The sequence below is a fragment of the Paracoccus sp. PARArs4 genome (assembly GCF_947311865.1).
In the GTDB taxonomy this organism is placed as follows: Bacteria; Pseudomonadota; Alphaproteobacteria; order Rhodobacterales; family Rhodobacteraceae; genus Paracoccus; species Paracoccus zeaxanthinifaciens.
Map to the genome: position 1 here is coordinate 87,308 of NZ_CAMZMW010000010.1, position 15,478 is coordinate 102,785.

A 15,478-nucleotide genomic window follows, 5' to 3' on the forward strand; every position below is an offset into this window, starting at 1 on the left:
TGTGCGTCATAACGCACGCGTGCTAGGCCTGCGTGCGTCATAGCGCACGATTCCCGGATTAGAGACTGCCATGCTTCCCTTCAAGCTCTCTCATGTCGTGGCCGGTTTCATCGCGGTCCTTGTCGGATATACCAGCTCGGTCGCGATCATCTTCCAGGCCATCGACAGGCTGGGCGCGACCGAGGCGCAGGCCAACAGCTGGATGCTGGTCCTCGGGGTGGGGATGGGCCTGTCGACGCTGCTGCTGTCCGTCACCTCTCGCATGCCGGTCCTGACGGCCTGGTCCACGCCGGGGGCGGCGCTGATCGCGCTTGGAACCGGGGCGACGCTGCCCGAGGCGACGGGGGCGTTCCTCTTCTGTGCGGTCCTGCTGATCGTGACCGGCCTCGGCGGTTGGTTCGACAGGCTGGCGCGGCTGGTTCCCGACAGCCTTGCGAATGCGATGCTGGCCGGTATCCTGTTTTCATTCGGGATCAAGATATTCGATGGCATAAGCTCGAATCCGGTTCTGGTCGGGATCATGGTCGCGACCTATCTTGCGATGCGGCGATACGCGCCTCGCTATGCCATCGCGGTCGTGTTCCTGGCGGGCCTGACCCATGTCGCCGTGACGGGCGGTTTCGCGGATGCAGCGCTGCCCCTGTCATTGGCGCGCCCGTCCTTCGTCATGCCCGAGTTCCAGCCCGCCGTGCTGATCGGCCTCGGCCTGCCGCTGTATCTTGTGACGATGAGCTCGCAGAACATGCCGGGCGTCGCCACCCTGCGCGCCGACGGATTCGAGCCTCGGATCGGCCGTGCGATCACAGTGACGGGGGTCTTCAGCCTGCTGCTTGCGCCCTTCGGTGGCTATGCCTTCAACCTTGCCGCGATCACGGCGGCGATCTGCACCGGACCCGATGCCGACGAGGATCCGCGCACGCGCTGGAAGGCGGGCGTCTTCACCGGGATCTTCTACGTGATCGTCGGGCTGATGGGGGCCGCCGTGATCGGGCTATTCCTGGTCCTGCCGCAGGCGCTGGTGCTGACGATCGCCGCGCTGGCGCTCCTGGGCAGCATCGGCAACAGCCTCTCCGCCGCCCTGACCGACAAGACCGACCGAGAGGCCGCGCTGGTCACCTTCATGGCGACCGCCAGCGGTTTCGGGCTGATGGGCATCGGCGCCCCGTTCTGGGCACTGCTGTTCGGACTGATCGTGCGCTTCGCCCTGCGGCGTTAAGCTGCATCCGGCCGCCGTCCCTGTTACAGCAGCAGCTCGTGCAGTCGGCCGGATCACCCCATTCCCTTCGGGTTGCGGCTACGACAGGCGCTCGGAAGCTCGGCTGATATCGTAAGGTTTAGGTTGATCGCGACATTGCGCGTCCTGATGATGGCAGGATCGCTGCGGTAACTGGTCCCGCTTGGGCATCTGAGGTGGTCGTTCAGGCAGGCTGTTCACATTGGCGCGCATTCATTGGCGGCTGCTGCAATCCCAGATGGAATACGCCATGCGCCACTTTCTGCCGCAATGGGGGCGCTGCGAGATCGGCGCAGATTTGATGCGCAGGATTGGGGATCGCGCGGCGACCTTCCCTGTAAGCTTCGGCATGGCATGGACCGACTGGCCGATGGGGACGCCGAACGACGCCGAAATGGCGAGTGCCCGATACGGTCCCTAACGCTGCCGAGCAGGGGATGGCCCGGTACGACATGAAATCGGGAACCGCGCGAAAGGCATTCGGGCGCGTCCGCTGGCTGTGGCGGTCCGCCTGCGATCGCCGTCACTCCGGGCGGGCGGCCTTCAGGAAGAGGCGGGTCGCCGCCTCCAGTTCCGGCCCGATCTGCTCCATGCTGCGGGCGGGGCGCGCAAGGGTCAGCCGGTCCCAGATATGCGGGACCAGCGCAAGGTCGGTGAACTGCCGCGCCAGTGTGTCGGGATCGCCGCTCACGCGCCCTTCGTGGATCAGCTGCGACATCACGTCGGCCACCAGCATCTGTCCGGGGATGCGGGCGCGACGCTCGGCGATCTCGGCCAGCTCCGGCATCTGTTCGCATTCCGAGATGACAAGCCGCAGCATCATCACGGCCTCGCCCGCCAGCGCGGATCGCAGGATCGCATCCGCCAGCGCAAGCAGCCGCGTCTCGGGGTCGCCGTCGGTGCCCGTGACCTGGCGGGGCGATTGCAGCATCCGTTCCGCGAAGGCGGTCACCACCGCCTCGACCAGCGCGCGCTTGTCGGGGAAGCGGGCATAGATCGTCTGCTTCGATCCGCCGAACTGCCGCGCCACGTCCTGCATCGAGGTCGCCGAGTAGCCCTTGGTCAGAAACAACTCGGTCGCGGCCTTGACGATGCGTTCGGCCGCCTCGGGTGACGGTGGGCGCCCGCGCGTGCGGCAGATGCGGTCCTGCAGTCTCATTGCGGCTTTTCCTTGGGCGTTCGTCGCTGTAAGAGCCTTTCCGGAACTTGCGGGTTCCGTAATTGGCTGATGCCTAACTTGTACATGCAACATGATCAATCGAAAGGCTTCGGCATGGCCCATGAAATATCGCCGCGGCACGGTCCGGGGTTCCCCGGGCCGGGATTGCGGACCCCGCGCGCGCCCTCGGAGGGGCGCAGGGCACCCCACACATCACGAAGGTCTCTCATGCGAATAGCGACTGCACTGGTCCTCGCCTTCCTGACGACGCTGACCGCCACGCGCGCCATCGCGCAGGACGGGCAGGCCGACGATCTGCGCCCGGCCAAGCTGATGGAGCTGGAACGCTCGGCCGACGTGCTGAGCCGCCGCTTCTTCGGGCGCATCACGGCGCGCAACACGGTGAACCTGTCGTTCCGCGCGGGCGGCCAGATCGAGGAGTTGTCCGTGCGCGAGGGCGAGCTGGTCGAGCGCGGCGACGTGCTGGGCCGTCTGGACCCCGCGCCCTTCGAACGCGCCGTGCGCGAGGCCCGCGCCCAGCTGGACCAAGCCGATCGTCAGCTGGAACGCTTCAGCAATCTGGGGCCAGGCATCGTTCCCCAAGCCGATATCGAGGATGCCCAGACCGCGCGCGAGGTCGCGCAGGTCGCCTATGACGACGCGCTGGACAACCTGGACGACGCAACGCTGACGGCACCCTTCGACGCGCTGATCTCGGAGCGGCTGGCGGATCGCTTCGCCACGGTCGCCGCGGGCGAGCCCATCGTGCGCGCCCACGACATGAGCGAGATCCAGGTCGAGATCAAGGCGCCCGAGATCCTGTTCCGCAAGTTCGGCGAGCAGCCCGAATTCACCGCCAGCGCGCAGCTGACCCATGAAGGCCCGCTCTATCCGCTGGAATTCCGCGAACTGGCCGCCGAGGCGACCGAGGTCGGCCAGAGCTATCGTCTGACCTTCGCGCTTGGGGCCGATGTGCCGGATTACCTGCTGCCCGGTTCCTCGGCCACCGTGCTGGCCGAGATCCGCAACCGCGACAGCAACGGCCATCCCGTCGTTCCCGCCAGCGCGCTGCGCTTTACCCCCGAAGGCGGTGCGCAGGTCCTGGTCTTCACCCCTGACGAAGGCGACGACGATACCGGCAGCGTCAGCATCGCCGATGTCACCATCGAGCCTGCGACCGGCACCGATTTCCGCATGACGAGCGGCCCCGCGCCGGGGACGACCATCGTGGCCGCAGGGGCCGCGATGCTTTCCGATGGCGACCGCGTGCGCCGCTTCACCAGCCTGTCGGGCGACGGGGGGCAGCCGTGAATCTTGCACGCAAGGCGATCGAGGCATCGCTTCTCACCTGGCTCCTGATCCTCGGCTGCCTCGGCGGCGGGCTGTGGGGCTATGCCACGGTCGGCAGGCTGGAGGACCCGGCCTTCACCATTAAGACGGCGGTCGTGCTGACCACCTATCCCGGCGCATCGGCGGCGCAGGTCGCCGAAGAGGTAACCGAGCCGCTGGAATCGGCGATCCAGCAGATGGGGGTGCTGGACACCATCACCTCGTCGAACAAGCCGGGCGTGTCCCGCATCGATGTCGAGATCCTGCCGACCGTCGGCGGGGACGAGCTGCCGCAGGTCTGGGACGAACTGCGCAACCGCGTGGCCGACGCCGCAGCCCAGCTGCCGCAGGGCGCGGGGCAGCCCATCGTGAACGACGATTTCGGCGATGTCTTCGGCATCTATTTCGCGGTGACCGCGCCCGGCTTCTCGGATGCGGAGATCCACGACATCTCCAGCTATCTCCGCCGCGAGATCCTGACGGTCGAGGGCGTGTCGGATGTCGCGCTGGCCGGACTGCCCGAAGAGGCGGTCTTCGTCATGCCCGACATGGCCATCGCCGCGAACCTGAACGTGGCGCCCGACGCGCTGACCCAGCAGATCGCGGCGGCGGCGCAGCTGTCGCCCGCAGGTTCGATGGAATCGGACGGCAAGCGCTTCGACATCGACGTGCCGCGCAGCACCGACAGCGTCGATGCGCTGCGCGAACTGACCGTGAATGTCGGCGCGAACACGGTGCAGATGACCGATATCGCCACGGTCGAACGCGGGCGCGTGGACACGCCCAGCCAGATCATCCGCTTCAACGGGCAGGAGGCCTTCACCCTTGCCGTCGCGGGCATCGCCTCCGAAAACATCGTCGATATCGGCAACCGCGTGGATGCCAAGCTGCAGACCCTGCGCCACGACCTGCCGCACGGGGTGGAATTCCACCCCATCTACCAGCAGCACGTCGTCGTGGACGAATCCTCGAACGGGTTCCTCAAGAACCTCGCCATGTCGGTGGCGCTGGTCGTGGTCGTGCTGGCGGTCTTCATGGGCTGGCGCTCGGCGCTGGTCGTGGGGGTCACGCTGTTCCTGAACGTGATCGGCACCTTCTTCTTCATGTCGCTCGGCGGCATCGAGATGGAGCGCATCTCGCTCGGGGCGCTGATCATCGCGATGGGGATGCTGGTCGACAACTCGATCGTGGTGGCCGAGGCCATGCAGATCAAGATGCAGCAGGGCCGGTCCTCGCGGCAGGCGGCCGAAGAGGGCGCGGCCCGCATCCAGCTGCCGCTGCTGGGCGCGACGGTGATCGGCATCATGGCCTTTGCCGGGATCGGCCTGTCTCCCGATGCCACGGGCGAGTTCATGTTCTCGCTGTTCGCGGTGGTGGGCATCTCGCTTCTGCTGTCTTGGGTGCTGGCGCTGACGGTGACGCCGCTTCTGGCGCATTACGTCTTCAAGCGCGGCACGGGCGAGGATGACGGCTATTCCGGACCGATCTTCAACGCCTATCGCCGGGTGCTGGGGATGGCGCTGAACGTGCGCTGGCTGTTCCTTGCGGGGCTGGTCGTTGTGACGGCGCTGTGCTTCCGCGGGTTCGCCTCGGTGCCGCAGCAGTTCTTCCCCGACAGCAGCACGCCGATCTTCTATGCCCATTACAAGCTGCCGCAGGGCAGCGACCTGCATGCCGTGTCGCGCGACCTGCAGCAGGCCGAGGACTGGCTGCTGGAACGCGACGACGTGGCGTCGGTCGCCAGCTTCATCGGGGGCGGGGCCACGCGGTTCATGCTGACCTATGCCCCCGAGGAATCCATGCCGACCTACGGGCACCTGATCATCCGGACCGACACGCTCGAGGCGATCCCGCCGCTGCTGGAGGACCTGAACCGGTTCGGCCGCGAAAGGCTGTTCGCCGGAGAGTTCAGGACCGAGCGCCTGGCCTTCGGTCCGGGCGGCGGCGCGCCGATCCAGGCGCGGATCTCGGGGCGCGATCCGGTCGTGCTGCGGCAACTGGCCGAACGGATCGGGCAGACCTTCCGCGACCAGGACGCGCCGCTGATGGATATCCGCACCGACTGGCGCGAATACGAACCCGTGCTGATCCCGGACTATGCCACGCAGCGCGCGCAGACGGCGGGGATCACCCGCGCCGACATCGCCGATGCCAGCCTGATGGCGACCGAGGGGATGGCCGTCGCCACCTATCAGGAAGGCGACCGCCAGATCCCCATCCGCCTGCGCACCCGCGCATTCGGGGAAACCCCCGACCTGACCGAGCAGCTGATCTATTCCAGCGCCGCCGGGGACTACCTGCGGATGGAGCAGCTGATCGACGGGCTGCGGTGGGAACCCCGCGACACGCTGATCCAGCGCCGCAACCGCGTGCCCACGATCACGGTCGAGGCCGGCCTGCCGAGCGGCACGAACGTCTCGGCGGTCTTCGCGCAGATCCGTCCCGCCGTCGAGGCGGTCGACCTGCCCGAGGGCTACGTCCTGGAATGGGGCGGCGAATACGAGAGCAGCACCGAGGCGCAGGAGAGCCTGGGCGGCCAGCTGCCCGTGACCATCCTGATCATGGTGCTGATCTCGATCCTGCTGTTCGGGCGGCTGCGTCAGCCGCTGATCGTGTGGCTGCTGGTGCCGATGGCGGTGAACGGCGTGGTGATCGGCCTGCTGATCACAGGGCTGCCCTTCTCGTTCACGGCGCTTCTGGGGCTTCTGTCGCTGTCGGGCATGCTGCTGAAGAACGGCATCGTCCTGGTCGAGGAGATCGACCTGGTCCGCGCCGAGGGGCAGCCCCTGCGCCGCGCCATCGTCGAGGCGTCGACCTCGCGTCTGCGGCCCGTGGTGCTGGCAGCGGCGACGACGATCCTGGGGATGGCCCCGCTGCTGTGGGATCCGTTCTTCGCGTCGATGTCGGTGACGATCATGGGGGGGCTGGCCTTTGCCACGATCCTGACGCTGATCGCGGCGCCGACGCTGTACTACGTGCTGTTCGGCAAGGACCGCGGGTCCGAAGCCGCGGCCTGAAGCGCCGCGCCTGCCCGGAGCGGTCTCCGGGCAGGCGCATGGATCACAGGACCATCGCCGCGATCCAGCCCGCCGCCAGCAGCGGCAGGTTGAAATGCAGGAAGGTCGGCACGACGGTATCGCGGATATGGTCGTGCTGGCCGTCCGCGTTCAGTCCCGCCGTCGGCCCGAGCGTGGAATCCGATGCCGGCGATCCCGCATCGCCAAGCGCGCCCGCCGTCCCGATCAGCGCGATCGTCGCCATGGGCGAGAAGCCGAAGCTGATGCAAAGCGGCACATAGATCAGCGCGATGACCGGCACGGTCGAGAAGGACGACCCGATCCCCATCGTGATCAGCAGCCCGACCGCCAGCAGCACGAAGGCCGCAAGGCCCTTGCTGTCACCGATCAGCGCGGCCGAGCTTTCGACCAGTTCGGGGACCGCGCCGGTGGCCTGCATGACCGCCGCAAAGCCCTGCGCGGTGACCATGATGAACCCGATCAGCGCCATCATCCGCAGGCCCAGCACGAAGACGTCGTCGACCTCTTTCCACTGGAAGAACCCGCCAAGGCTGAGAACCGCGAAGCCGACCAGCCCGCCCAGCAGCATCGAGCCGCTGGACAGCTGCACTGCCAGCGCGACCGCGATGGATGCAAGGCTGAGCGCCAGCTGCAGCGGCGTCATGGCGTGGTCGGCGGGCGCGGTCTCGCCCGCTGCCGCGCCGATCTGCGCCGTCGCATAGTCGCGCGGGGCACGATACGAGAAGACGACCGCGACCAGCAGGCCCAGCAGCATCCCCAGTGACGGGATCAGCATCGCCATCGGCACGATCGAGGCGCTGATCTCGAAGCCTTGATCCACGCCCGCAAGGTTGATGTTCTTGGTCAGGATCTTGTCCTGATAGATCGACCCGAAGCCCACCGGCAGCAGCATGTAGGCAAAGACCAGCCCGCAGGTCAGCGCGCAGGCCGCCGCGCGGCGGTCGATGCGCAGCCGGTTCATCACCGCCAGAAGCGGCGGCACCAGAATGGGGATGAAGGCGATATGGACCGGGACCAGCGTCTCGGCCAGGGTCGCGGTCAGCAGGAAGGCGGCATAGATCACCATCGCCGCATACATGCCGCTGCTGGCCGAACTGCGCGCGCCGACCAGCGCCGCGATGCGCGTCGCTAGCAGGTGGGTCAGCCCCGACCGCGACAGCGCGACCGCGAAGGCGCCCAGCATCGCATAGGACAGCGCGATGGTCGCGCCCTCGCCCAGGCCGGATTCGAAGGATGCGACGATCTCCGCGATCGGCATTCCGGCAGTCAGCCCGCCCACCAGTGTCGCCACGATCAGCGCGACGATCACCGGCACGCGGATCAGGCTCAGCACCATCATCGTGACGACGGCGACTACGACAGCATTCATTTTGCCTCCTTCATGAAGCCTTGCCCGTCGGGTGGACGGGCGGGTCTGCGGGGGCAGGATGGCCTGAACGACATGCCCGCCCGGTAATACGGTCCGAGCGTCGATGTCAGGCTGCGATTTCGATGCCAGCGGCCTTAGCCGATGTGGGTGCCGGGATGAAGCCGTCGAATGCGCCTATTGCGGATCGTCCGCGGGGCGCAGCGCGTCCGAGCCGTGCAGCCCGCCGCCTTCGATCACCTTGCGGCACAGATGCAGGAACTGGTCGCGTTCCGCCGCGCTCAGCCCGCCGAAGATCTCGTCCTGCCTGCGCAGCACGCGGGCCTCGATCTCGGCCAGGACGCGGCAGCCCTCGTCGGTGGGGAACAGGTGCTTGGCGCGGCTGTCATCCTCGTTCGTGCGCGTGGTGATCCAGCCGCGTTCGCGCAGCAGCGACACCGCGCGGCTGATCGAGTTCTGCGGCCGGGGAAACAGCGACTGGATGTCCCGCGCCAGCAATCCCGGAAAGCGCACCACGGCATAGAGCGCGGACCACGCATGGACCGGCATGCCGTAATCCTTCTCGAAGAAGCGGTTCGAGACCTGGTTGTTCGCCAGCACGATGAAGCTTGCCACCATGAGATAGCGCAGGTCCGAGCTGAAGGTCTCGCGCAGGATGTCGTCGGTCTCGTATCGCACGTGGCCTCCTTCCGGTTCCGGGTGATGCGTCAGGGGTGCTGACGCTTTGCGCGATGCATTCTTTCATTTTTCGGACCGCATCAATAGCACTCCTTGCGAAATACATCCAAGTGGATGTAACAATCCGACGAACCCGTATCCAGACGAGAGCCCGATGCCCCAACTTGCCGCCTTCGCCTTGCTGACGCTGATCCTGTTCCTTGGCGATGTCGCCGCCACGCGGACACGGTCGCGCCTGCCGTCCATCTTCGTCTGCGCGGTGCTGTTCCTGCTGGGATACTGGACCTTCTTCCCCGAGGATATCGTGCAGGTCGCGGGCTTCGGCACGCCGGTCGTCTACCTGTCGATGTACCTGCTGATCACCAACATGGGCACGCTTCTGTCGGTGCAGGAACTGCGCCGCCAGTGGCGCACGGTGGTCATCGCGCTGCTGGGGATCGCGGGGATCGCGGCGATGCTGTTCACCGTCGGCCGGCTGTTCCTGGATTTCGAGACGATCGTCGTGGTGACGCCGCCGCTGACCGGGGGCGTGGTCTCGTCGCTGATCATGTCCGAGGCCGCGGCGAATGCGGGGCTTGAAAGCCTCGCGGTGCTGGCGATCCTGATCTATGTCATGCAGGGCTTCGTCGGCTATCCGCTGACCTCGTGGATGCTGCAGCGAGAGGGGCGGCGCGTGCTGGCGCTGCACCGCGCGGGCCGCTGGAACGGCCCCGCTGAGGTCGCACAGGCCAAGCCCGCCGCGCCTGAATCCGGCCCCGCCATGTTCCGCAGCCTGCCCGCCGAATACGACACGGTGTATTTCAAGCTGTTCCGCCTTGGCATCGTGGCCTTCCTTGCATGGGGTGCCGCGCAACTCGTGAGCCCCTATTTCCAGATAAGCCCCTTCGTGCTGTGCCTCGTGGCGGGGGTCGTGGCATCCTCGGTCGGGTTCCTCGAACGGCAGCCGCTGCAGCAGGCCAATTCCTTCGGCTTCGTCATCATGGTGCTGATGCTGTTCATCCTGGGCGGGCTGAACCGCGCCACCCCGGACATGCTGCTGGACCTGGCGGGGCCGATGTTCGGCGCGATCTTCGTGGGCATCGCGGGGATGTACGTCTTCTCGTTCATCGCGGGGCGCCTGCTGGGCAGCACGCCGGAAATGGCCTTCTCCTGTTCCCTGACGGCGCTTTACGGCTTTCCCGCCGATTACGTCATCACGAACGAGGTCGTGAACGCCCTGTCCGACGACCCGGAGGAACGCGGCATCCTGTCGGCGCATATGCTGCCGCCCATGCTGGTGGCGGGCTTCGTCACCGTCACCATCGTGTCCGTGCTTCTGGCCGGCATCTTCGCGGGGCTTCTGTAATGACACTTCACGCAAACGAGACGCGCATCCGCCAGATGATCGAGACGCTGGCGACCTTCACCGCCACGCCGGGACGGGGGACGACGCGGCTGACCTACAGCCAGCAGCACCGCGATGCGCTGGATTACCTGCGCGGCCGGATGGAGGATGCGGGTCTTGCCACGCGCATCGACGCGGTCGGCAACCTGTTCGGCAGGTTGGAGGGGACCGAGCCTTCGCTGCCGCCCGTGCTGATCGGCTCTCATATCGACAGCGTGCCGAATGGCGGGGCCTTCGACGGACCCGCAGGTGTCGTCGCCGCCATCGAGACCGCCTTCTGCCTGCAGGACCTGAACGAGCGCCCTCGCCGCCCGATCGAGGTGATCGCCATGATCGAGGAAGAGGGCGGCCGCTTCGGCGGCGGGCTGCTCGGCTCTCGTATCCTGACGGGGCAGCTGGGGCAGAACACGCTCGGGACGATGGCGGACGGGCAGGGGATCGCCCTGCGCGACGCGATGGCGGGGTTCGGGCTAGATCTTGGCCTTGCGCATCAGGCCGTGATCCCCGCAGGCGGCATCCACGCCTTTCTGGAGCTGCATATCGAACAGGGGCCGATCCTTGAAAGCACGGGCGATGCGGTGGGCATCGTGGGCGCCGTGGTCGCGCTGTCGCAGCTGTCCGTACGGATCGGGGGTGCGGCGGGCCATGCGGGGACGACGCCGATGCCGGGCCGCCGCGATGCGCTGGTCGCGGCGGCGGGCGTGATCGCCGAACTGCCCGCCCTGGCGGCGGCGATCGACCCGAACGCGGTCGTGACCGTCGGTCAGATCGAGGTGCAGCCCGGCGGGGCGAACGTCATCCCCGAGCTTGCGGCCTTCAGCATCGATGCACGCGCCGAACGGGCCGAGACGGTCGCGGCGATCAAGACCGCGATCCGCGCCCGCCTGGCCGATCTGGACCGCGACGGCTTCCGCACCGAGGTCGAGGAGCTGCTGTCGGTCCCCGAAACGCCGATGTCCGAGGATATCCGCGCAGGGCTTGTCGCCTCGGCCGAGGAATGCGGCTTTGCGTGGCGGGCCATGACCAGCGGGGCGGGGCATGACGCGATGGTGCTGTCGCGGATCGCGCCCGTCGGGCTGATCTTCGTGCCCAGCCGCGACGGCATATCCCACACCCCCGAGGAATGGACCGACTACGACCAGCTGACCCGCGGCATCGAGGTCTATTTCCGCACCGCCCGCAAGCTGGCGGCGTGACGGGCCGCGCCCTTGCTCGATCAGGAAGGTCCGGCGGGGCCTCGGGATGGGACAGCCCCGCCGCTGTGACGTTCGAGATGCAGTTGCGGGCCGCGTAGATAGGCTGCCGCGTCATGGGCGTGGCACATGGCCGTACCGCGTAGGACGGGATCTGGCGAGGGCTTTGCCGCGTCCAAGCGGCAATCAGGCCAATCTCATGCCGATGAGCGTTCTTCCGCCTGATGCCGATCGCGACACCAGCCGAAATGCCCGCCATCTCCGGTTTCGCTGGCCGGGTATCGCCTTGCCTTTCTTTCCGGCTCTGCCCAGGTTCGGGGACGAACGCAGCTTTGCCGCAGAAGGATCGCCCATGTCGCATCGCCTCGAACTCGCCTGCGCCGCCGCTTTGGCCGCGCTTCTGGTTTCACCGGTGCTTGCACAGGGCCACGATGGCCCGCCACCGGGCGATGGCGGTCCCCCGCCCATGTCCGAAGAGGACCAGGCGCTGAGCGAGGCGCTGCAGGCGCGCATGGGCGATACCAGCACGCTGATGGAAACCGTGCCGATCCCCGAGGATGCCGGGGAATGCGGGGACGCGCCGGGTTACGACCGGATGCTGTGCCTGATCGACCTGCTGAAGGCCGATGTTTCCGAGGACATCCTTGAAAAGCTGCAGCTGGACTATTCCCGCACCGAGGCCGAATACTGGAGCAACCTGCCTGCCGGGGCCTTCCCGAAGCGCCCGGGCGTCCTGCTGGGAGAGCTGAACACCCGCCAGCGCGGGCTGGTCAAGGCGATCATGATGGAAGCGACCGGCAGCAAGACCGACGAGGGTTGGGACGAGATGGTCCAGACCCTGAATGCCGACGACTACATCGACACCGTCAGCACCGACTACAAGGCCGGGTATTCATCCTACAACACCAAGTTCGCCTTCCTTGGCACGCCCGGTCCCACCGGGGTGTGGGAGCTGTATTACGGCGGGCACCACATGGCGTTCGCCAACACTTATGTCGACGGGCAGCTGGCCGGGGCAACGCCTTCCTTCCGGGGGGTCGAGCCGTTCCCCTATTTCGAGATGAACGGCCGCGTGAACCAGCCGCTGACGCAGGAACGCGATGCCTTCGCCACGCTTCTCAGCTCGCTTTCGGATGACCAGAAGGCGGTTGCCCAGCTGGAGGGAACCTATCGCGACATCCTTGCGGGGCCGCAGGCCGATGACGCGATACCCGACAGCTTCGAAGGGCTGCCGGTGTCCGAACTGGATGACGACCAGACCGCGCTGCTTCTGACCGCGATCCGGACCTATGTCGGCGACATCGCGCAAGCCGATGCCGAAGCCTATATGGAGAAATATGGCGCCGAGCTGTCCGGGACCTATCTGGGATATTCCGGCACGCCGCAGCTGAGCGCCGAGGACGACTATGTCCGGGTGCATGGGCCGTCGCTGTGGATCGAGTTCTCGTTGCAGTCGAACAAGTCCACCGAGAAGGTCGGGAACCATCCCCATTCGGTCTGGCGCGACCTGAACGACGATTACGGCGGGCAGCAGAAGTGAACCTCCGCGCTGCGATGCTGGCGGTCGCGGTCCTTGCCGGCAGTGCGGGGGCCGTCCTTGCCCATGCCCTGCCCGGCAGTGTGCTGCTGCTGCGCAAACAGGGGGACGCGCTGGAATTGACGATCCAGTTCCCGGTCGAGGATCTGATCGTCGCGGCGCCCGATCTTGCCGCCCTGGAGACACTGCCGGCAGGCCAGCCCGTGCCGCAGGACCTGTCAGCGGCCTTCGGGCGCTATCTTAGGCAGCATCTTTCGGTGACGGAGGATGCCGCCCCCCTGGACCTGACGATGACCGACGCGCGCATCCAGTCCGCATATCATGACCACCTTGGACATTTCGCCCTGATGGTCAGCCAGTGGCGGATCGAGGATGTCGGGGATCGTTCGGCCCCTATGAAGCTGACATATGATGCGGTGATGCACGAGGTGCGCAATCACCGCGCCACGGTTCGATGGAACGGACCGGACGGGGGAACCCATCAGATCTCGGAGTTCGGTTACCTCGATGCGGGCGAGGGCACAGAACTTGTCCCGCCTGACGAGGGCCTGGAATGAAGGGGATCCTTCGCGATGAAGTGACCGCTGGTGGCGGCGAGGCGAAGGTCCGGGATGTCCGGAGGGGAGCCGCGAAGATTTGCGGCGGTCCGCTTGGCGGGTTTTCAGGCATTGCAGGTGCCGCGCTGTATCTGAGGACGCCCATGCCTTCGCACCACGCGAGTTTGGCGGGCCTGAACGGAATGCGGTCAGCCTTGGGCCGCAGCCCCTTCGGCAAATGATCTGTCGGCCAGCCAATCGAGGAAGACCCGCAGCCGAGGAGAGAGCTGGCGGTCACGCGGATACAGCGCGACGACCGGCGACGGGGCAGGGGCGAACTCGGGCAGCACCTCGACCAGACGGCCCGCGGCGAGATCGCCCGCCAGATGATAGCGGGGCGCCTGGATCAGGCCGAGGCCCAGCCGAGCGGCCTCGACCATCGTCTCGGCCCCCGTCGTGGTCAGCGCGGCGGGAAGCGGGCGTGTGACCTGCCGACCGTTCAGCGTGAACTCCGGATCGATCGCCGGCCCCGTCTTCGAGGACAGGAACGCCACCGCCTTGTGACCGTCGAGTTCGTCCGGCGTTTGCGGAATGCCGTGACGTGCCAGATAGGCGGGCGCGGCAACGGTGGCTTCGGGCAGCGTGCCCAGTCGGCGGACGATCAGGTCGCTGTCCGACGGTTCGGCGACACGGATGACGCAATCCACGCCCTCGGCCATCAGGTCGACCAGGCGGTCGCCTTCGGACATGACCAGGTCCAGATCGGAATGCCTTGCAAGGAATGCGGGCAGGTCCGGCAGCAGGAAATGCCGCGCAAGCGTGCCGTGGACATCCACCCTGAGACGCCCCGCGACGGCCCCGCTGGCGAAGGACGCCTCGGCATCCTCGACCTGCGCGATGATCGCGCGGCACCGCTCTTGCCAGATCTCTCCGTCCAGCGTCGGGGCGACGACACGCGTCGTCCGGTCCAGAAGGCGGACGCCAAGGCGGGCCTCCATCCGCTTGATGACATCCGTGACCGTCGACCTGGGAATCCCGAGGCTTTCCGCCGTGCGGCGAAAGCTTCGCGTTTCGGCCACGCGGACGAAGACGCGCATCTCCTCTATTCGATCCACTGTTCGCCTTTCCCGGATTCTGAAGCCGATGAGGCCCGGATGATTTCCCCTGCGCAATTGCCTATCTGAAATCCTGAAGACAGGACAGAAAGGATGCATGAATGACGCAGAAACACCCAAGGACCGCGCTGGTCACCGGCGCGTCGCGCGGCATCGGCGCGGCCATCGCCGAACGGCTTGCGCAGGACGGTTTCGCGGTCGTGGTCAATTATGTCGGAAACGAGGACGCGGCCAATGATGTCGTGGCCCGCATCGAGGCAGCCGGGGGCCGCGCCATCGCCGCCCAGGCCGATGTGCAGGATCCGGCGCAGGTAGCAACGCTGTTCGATGCAGCCAAGGCGGCCTTCGGCATCCCCGATGTGGTGGTGAACTCGGCCGGGATCCTGCAGCTGTCGCCGCTGGCGGACAGCGAGGACGAGATCTTCGACCGCATGATCGCGATCAACCTTCGGGGCAGTTTCAACACCATGCGCGAGGCCGCGCGGCGCATGCCGGACGGGGGGCGGATCGTGAACCTCTCGACCTCGGTGGTGGGGGCCAAGCTGACGGGCTATGGCATCTATGCCGCCACCAAGGCCGCGGTCGAGGTGATGGGCGACATTCTGTCGAAGGAGCTGCGCGGCCGGAACATCACGGTCAATTCCGTGGCGCCGGGCCCGACGGCGACATCGCTTTTCCTGGACGGCAAGTCCGACGAACAGATCGAGGCGCTGTCCAAGGCGAACCCGTTGGAGCGTCTGGGTCAACCGGAAGACATCGCGGGGGCGGTCTCTTTCCTTGTCGGTCCGGACGGTGGCTGGATCAACGGCCAGACGCTGCGCGCCAACGGTGGCATGGTCTGACATCGACTTGGCCGACAGGGGCCTGATCGCCGCAGGGAACGACTTCCCGTGCCGCGAACAGGCCCGA

General features: G+C 66.9%; 13 protein-coding genes. 9 read left to right on the plus strand and 4 right to left on the minus strand.

Annotated elements, in window-relative coordinates:
• Positions 1 to 70: 70 nt before the first annotated feature.
• Positions 71 to 1,216 (plus strand): benzoate/H(+) symporter BenE family transporter, encoded by a 1,146-nt coding sequence (locus QMZ16_RS10185; RefSeq protein WP_282603157.1) that lies wholly within the window; start codon positions 71 to 73, stop codon positions 1,214 to 1,216.
• Between the two features lie 220 nt (positions 1,217 to 1,436).
• Positions 1,437 to 1,655 carry a hypothetical protein gene (locus tag QMZ16_RS10190; protein ID WP_282603158.1) on the plus strand — a complete coding sequence of 73 codons (219 nt, stop codon included), beginning with the start codon at positions 1,437 to 1,439 and terminating at the stop codon, positions 1,653 to 1,655.
• A gap of 102 nt (positions 1,656 to 1,757) precedes the next feature.
• Here the strand turns inward: QMZ16_RS10190 and QMZ16_RS10195 are convergent, their stop codons facing one another.
• Positions 1,758 to 2,393 (minus strand): TetR/AcrR family transcriptional regulator, encoded by a 636-nt coding sequence (locus QMZ16_RS10195; RefSeq protein WP_282603159.1) that lies wholly within the window; start codon positions 2,391 to 2,393, stop codon positions 1,758 to 1,760.
• Positions 2,394 to 2,621: 228 nt separating this feature from the next.
• On the opposite strand from QMZ16_RS10195, the gene QMZ16_RS10200 reads away from it, so the two are divergent.
• Together QMZ16_RS10200 and QMZ16_RS10205 are read left to right on the plus strand one after the other, a co-directional pair.
• Entirely contained in the window at positions 2,622 to 3,704 is a 1,083-nt protein-coding gene (locus QMZ16_RS10200) for an efflux RND transporter periplasmic adaptor subunit (RefSeq protein WP_282603160.1), read from the plus strand.
• On the plus strand, positions 3,701 to 6,739 hold the full coding sequence (locus tag QMZ16_RS10205; protein ID WP_282603161.1) for an efflux RND transporter permease subunit: 3,039 nt from the start codon (positions 3,701 to 3,703) through the stop codon (positions 6,737 to 6,739). Before QMZ16_RS10200 ends, QMZ16_RS10205 begins: the two co-directional genes overlap by 4 nt.
• A gap of 43 nt (positions 6,740 to 6,782) precedes the next feature.
• Here the strand turns inward: QMZ16_RS10205 and QMZ16_RS10210 are convergent, their stop codons facing one another.
• A complete protein-coding gene (locus QMZ16_RS10210; protein ID WP_282603162.1) occupies positions 6,783 to 8,129 on the minus strand; it encodes a Na+/H+ antiporter NhaC family protein in 1,347 nt (448 codons plus the stop codon).
• Between the two features lie 174 nt (positions 8,130 to 8,303).
• Positions 8,304 to 8,804 (minus strand): MarR family winged helix-turn-helix transcriptional regulator, encoded by a 501-nt coding sequence (locus QMZ16_RS10215; protein WP_282603163.1) that lies wholly within the window; start codon positions 8,802 to 8,804, stop codon positions 8,304 to 8,306.
• A 154-nt stretch (positions 8,805 to 8,958) separates the two neighbouring features.
• Between QMZ16_RS10215 and QMZ16_RS10220 the strand changes: the two genes are divergently transcribed.
• The 4 genes from QMZ16_RS10220 to QMZ16_RS10235 all read left to right on the plus strand — a co-directional run bounded on the left by QMZ16_RS10220 (position 8,959) and on the right by QMZ16_RS10235 (position 13,475).
• Positions 8,959 to 10,149, plus strand: a complete 1,191-nt coding sequence (locus QMZ16_RS10220) for a hypothetical protein (RefSeq protein WP_282603164.1) — start codon at positions 8,959 to 8,961, stop codon at positions 10,147 to 10,149.
• Positions 10,149 to 11,384, plus strand: coding sequence for a Zn-dependent hydrolase (locus QMZ16_RS10225; protein WP_282603165.1), 1,236 nt, complete (start codon positions 10,149 to 10,151; stop codon positions 11,382 to 11,384). Before QMZ16_RS10220 ends, QMZ16_RS10225 begins: the two co-directional genes overlap by 1 nt.
• 349 nt (positions 11,385 to 11,733) lie before the next feature.
• A complete protein-coding gene (locus QMZ16_RS10230) occupies positions 11,734 to 12,921 on the plus strand; it encodes a DUF3500 domain-containing protein (protein WP_282603166.1) in 1,188 nt (395 codons plus the stop codon).
• A complete protein-coding gene (locus QMZ16_RS10235; RefSeq protein WP_282603167.1) occupies positions 12,918 to 13,475 on the plus strand; it encodes a hypothetical protein in 558 nt (185 codons plus the stop codon). The genes QMZ16_RS10230 and QMZ16_RS10235 overlap by 4 nt, the downstream gene beginning before the upstream one ends.
• Positions 13,476 to 13,663: 188 nt before the next feature.
• Here QMZ16_RS10235 and QMZ16_RS10240 read toward each other — a convergent pair whose 3' ends face one another.
• Entirely contained in the window at positions 13,664 to 14,569 is a 906-nt protein-coding gene (locus QMZ16_RS10240) for a LysR family transcriptional regulator (protein WP_282603168.1), read from the minus strand.
• A 101-nt stretch (positions 14,570 to 14,670) separates the two neighbouring features.
• Between QMZ16_RS10240 and QMZ16_RS10245 the strand changes: the two genes are divergently transcribed.
• The gene (locus tag QMZ16_RS10245; protein ID WP_282603169.1) at positions 14,671 to 15,411 is read left to right on the plus strand and encodes an SDR family oxidoreductase; all 741 of its coding nucleotides are present in this window, start codon (positions 14,671 to 14,673) and stop codon (positions 15,409 to 15,411) included.
• Positions 15,412 to 15,478 lie beyond the last annotated feature (67 nt).

What these genes read in the sequence shown, in the direction of transcription:
- QMZ16_RS10185 (WP_282603157.1), top strand. Translation starts at nt 71, where the DNA reads ATGCTTCCCTTCAAGCTCTCTCATGTCGTGGCCGGTTTCATCGCGGTC.
- QMZ16_RS10195 (WP_282603159.1), bottom strand. Translation starts at nt 2,393, where the DNA reads ATGAGACTGCAGGACCGCATCTGCCGCACGCGCGGGCGCCCACCGTCA.
- QMZ16_RS10200 (WP_282603160.1), top strand. Translation starts at nt 2,622, where the DNA reads ATGCGAATAGCGACTGCACTGGTCCTCGCCTTCCTGACGACGCTGACC.
- QMZ16_RS10210 (WP_282603162.1), bottom strand. Translation starts at nt 8,129, where the DNA reads ATGAATGCTGTCGTAGTCGCCGTCGTCACGATGATGGTGCTGAGCCTG.
- QMZ16_RS10220 (WP_282603164.1), top strand. Translation starts at nt 8,959, where the DNA reads ATGCCCCAACTTGCCGCCTTCGCCTTGCTGACGCTGATCCTGTTCCTT.
- QMZ16_RS10225 (WP_282603165.1), top strand. Translation starts at nt 10,149, where the DNA reads ATGACACTTCACGCAAACGAGACGCGCATCCGCCAGATGATCGAGACG.
- QMZ16_RS10230 (WP_282603166.1), top strand. Translation starts at nt 11,734, where the DNA reads ATGTCGCATCGCCTCGAACTCGCCTGCGCCGCCGCTTTGGCCGCGCTT.
- QMZ16_RS10245 (WP_282603169.1), top strand. Translation starts at nt 14,671, where the DNA reads ATGACGCAGAAACACCCAAGGACCGCGCTGGTCACCGGCGCGTCGCGC.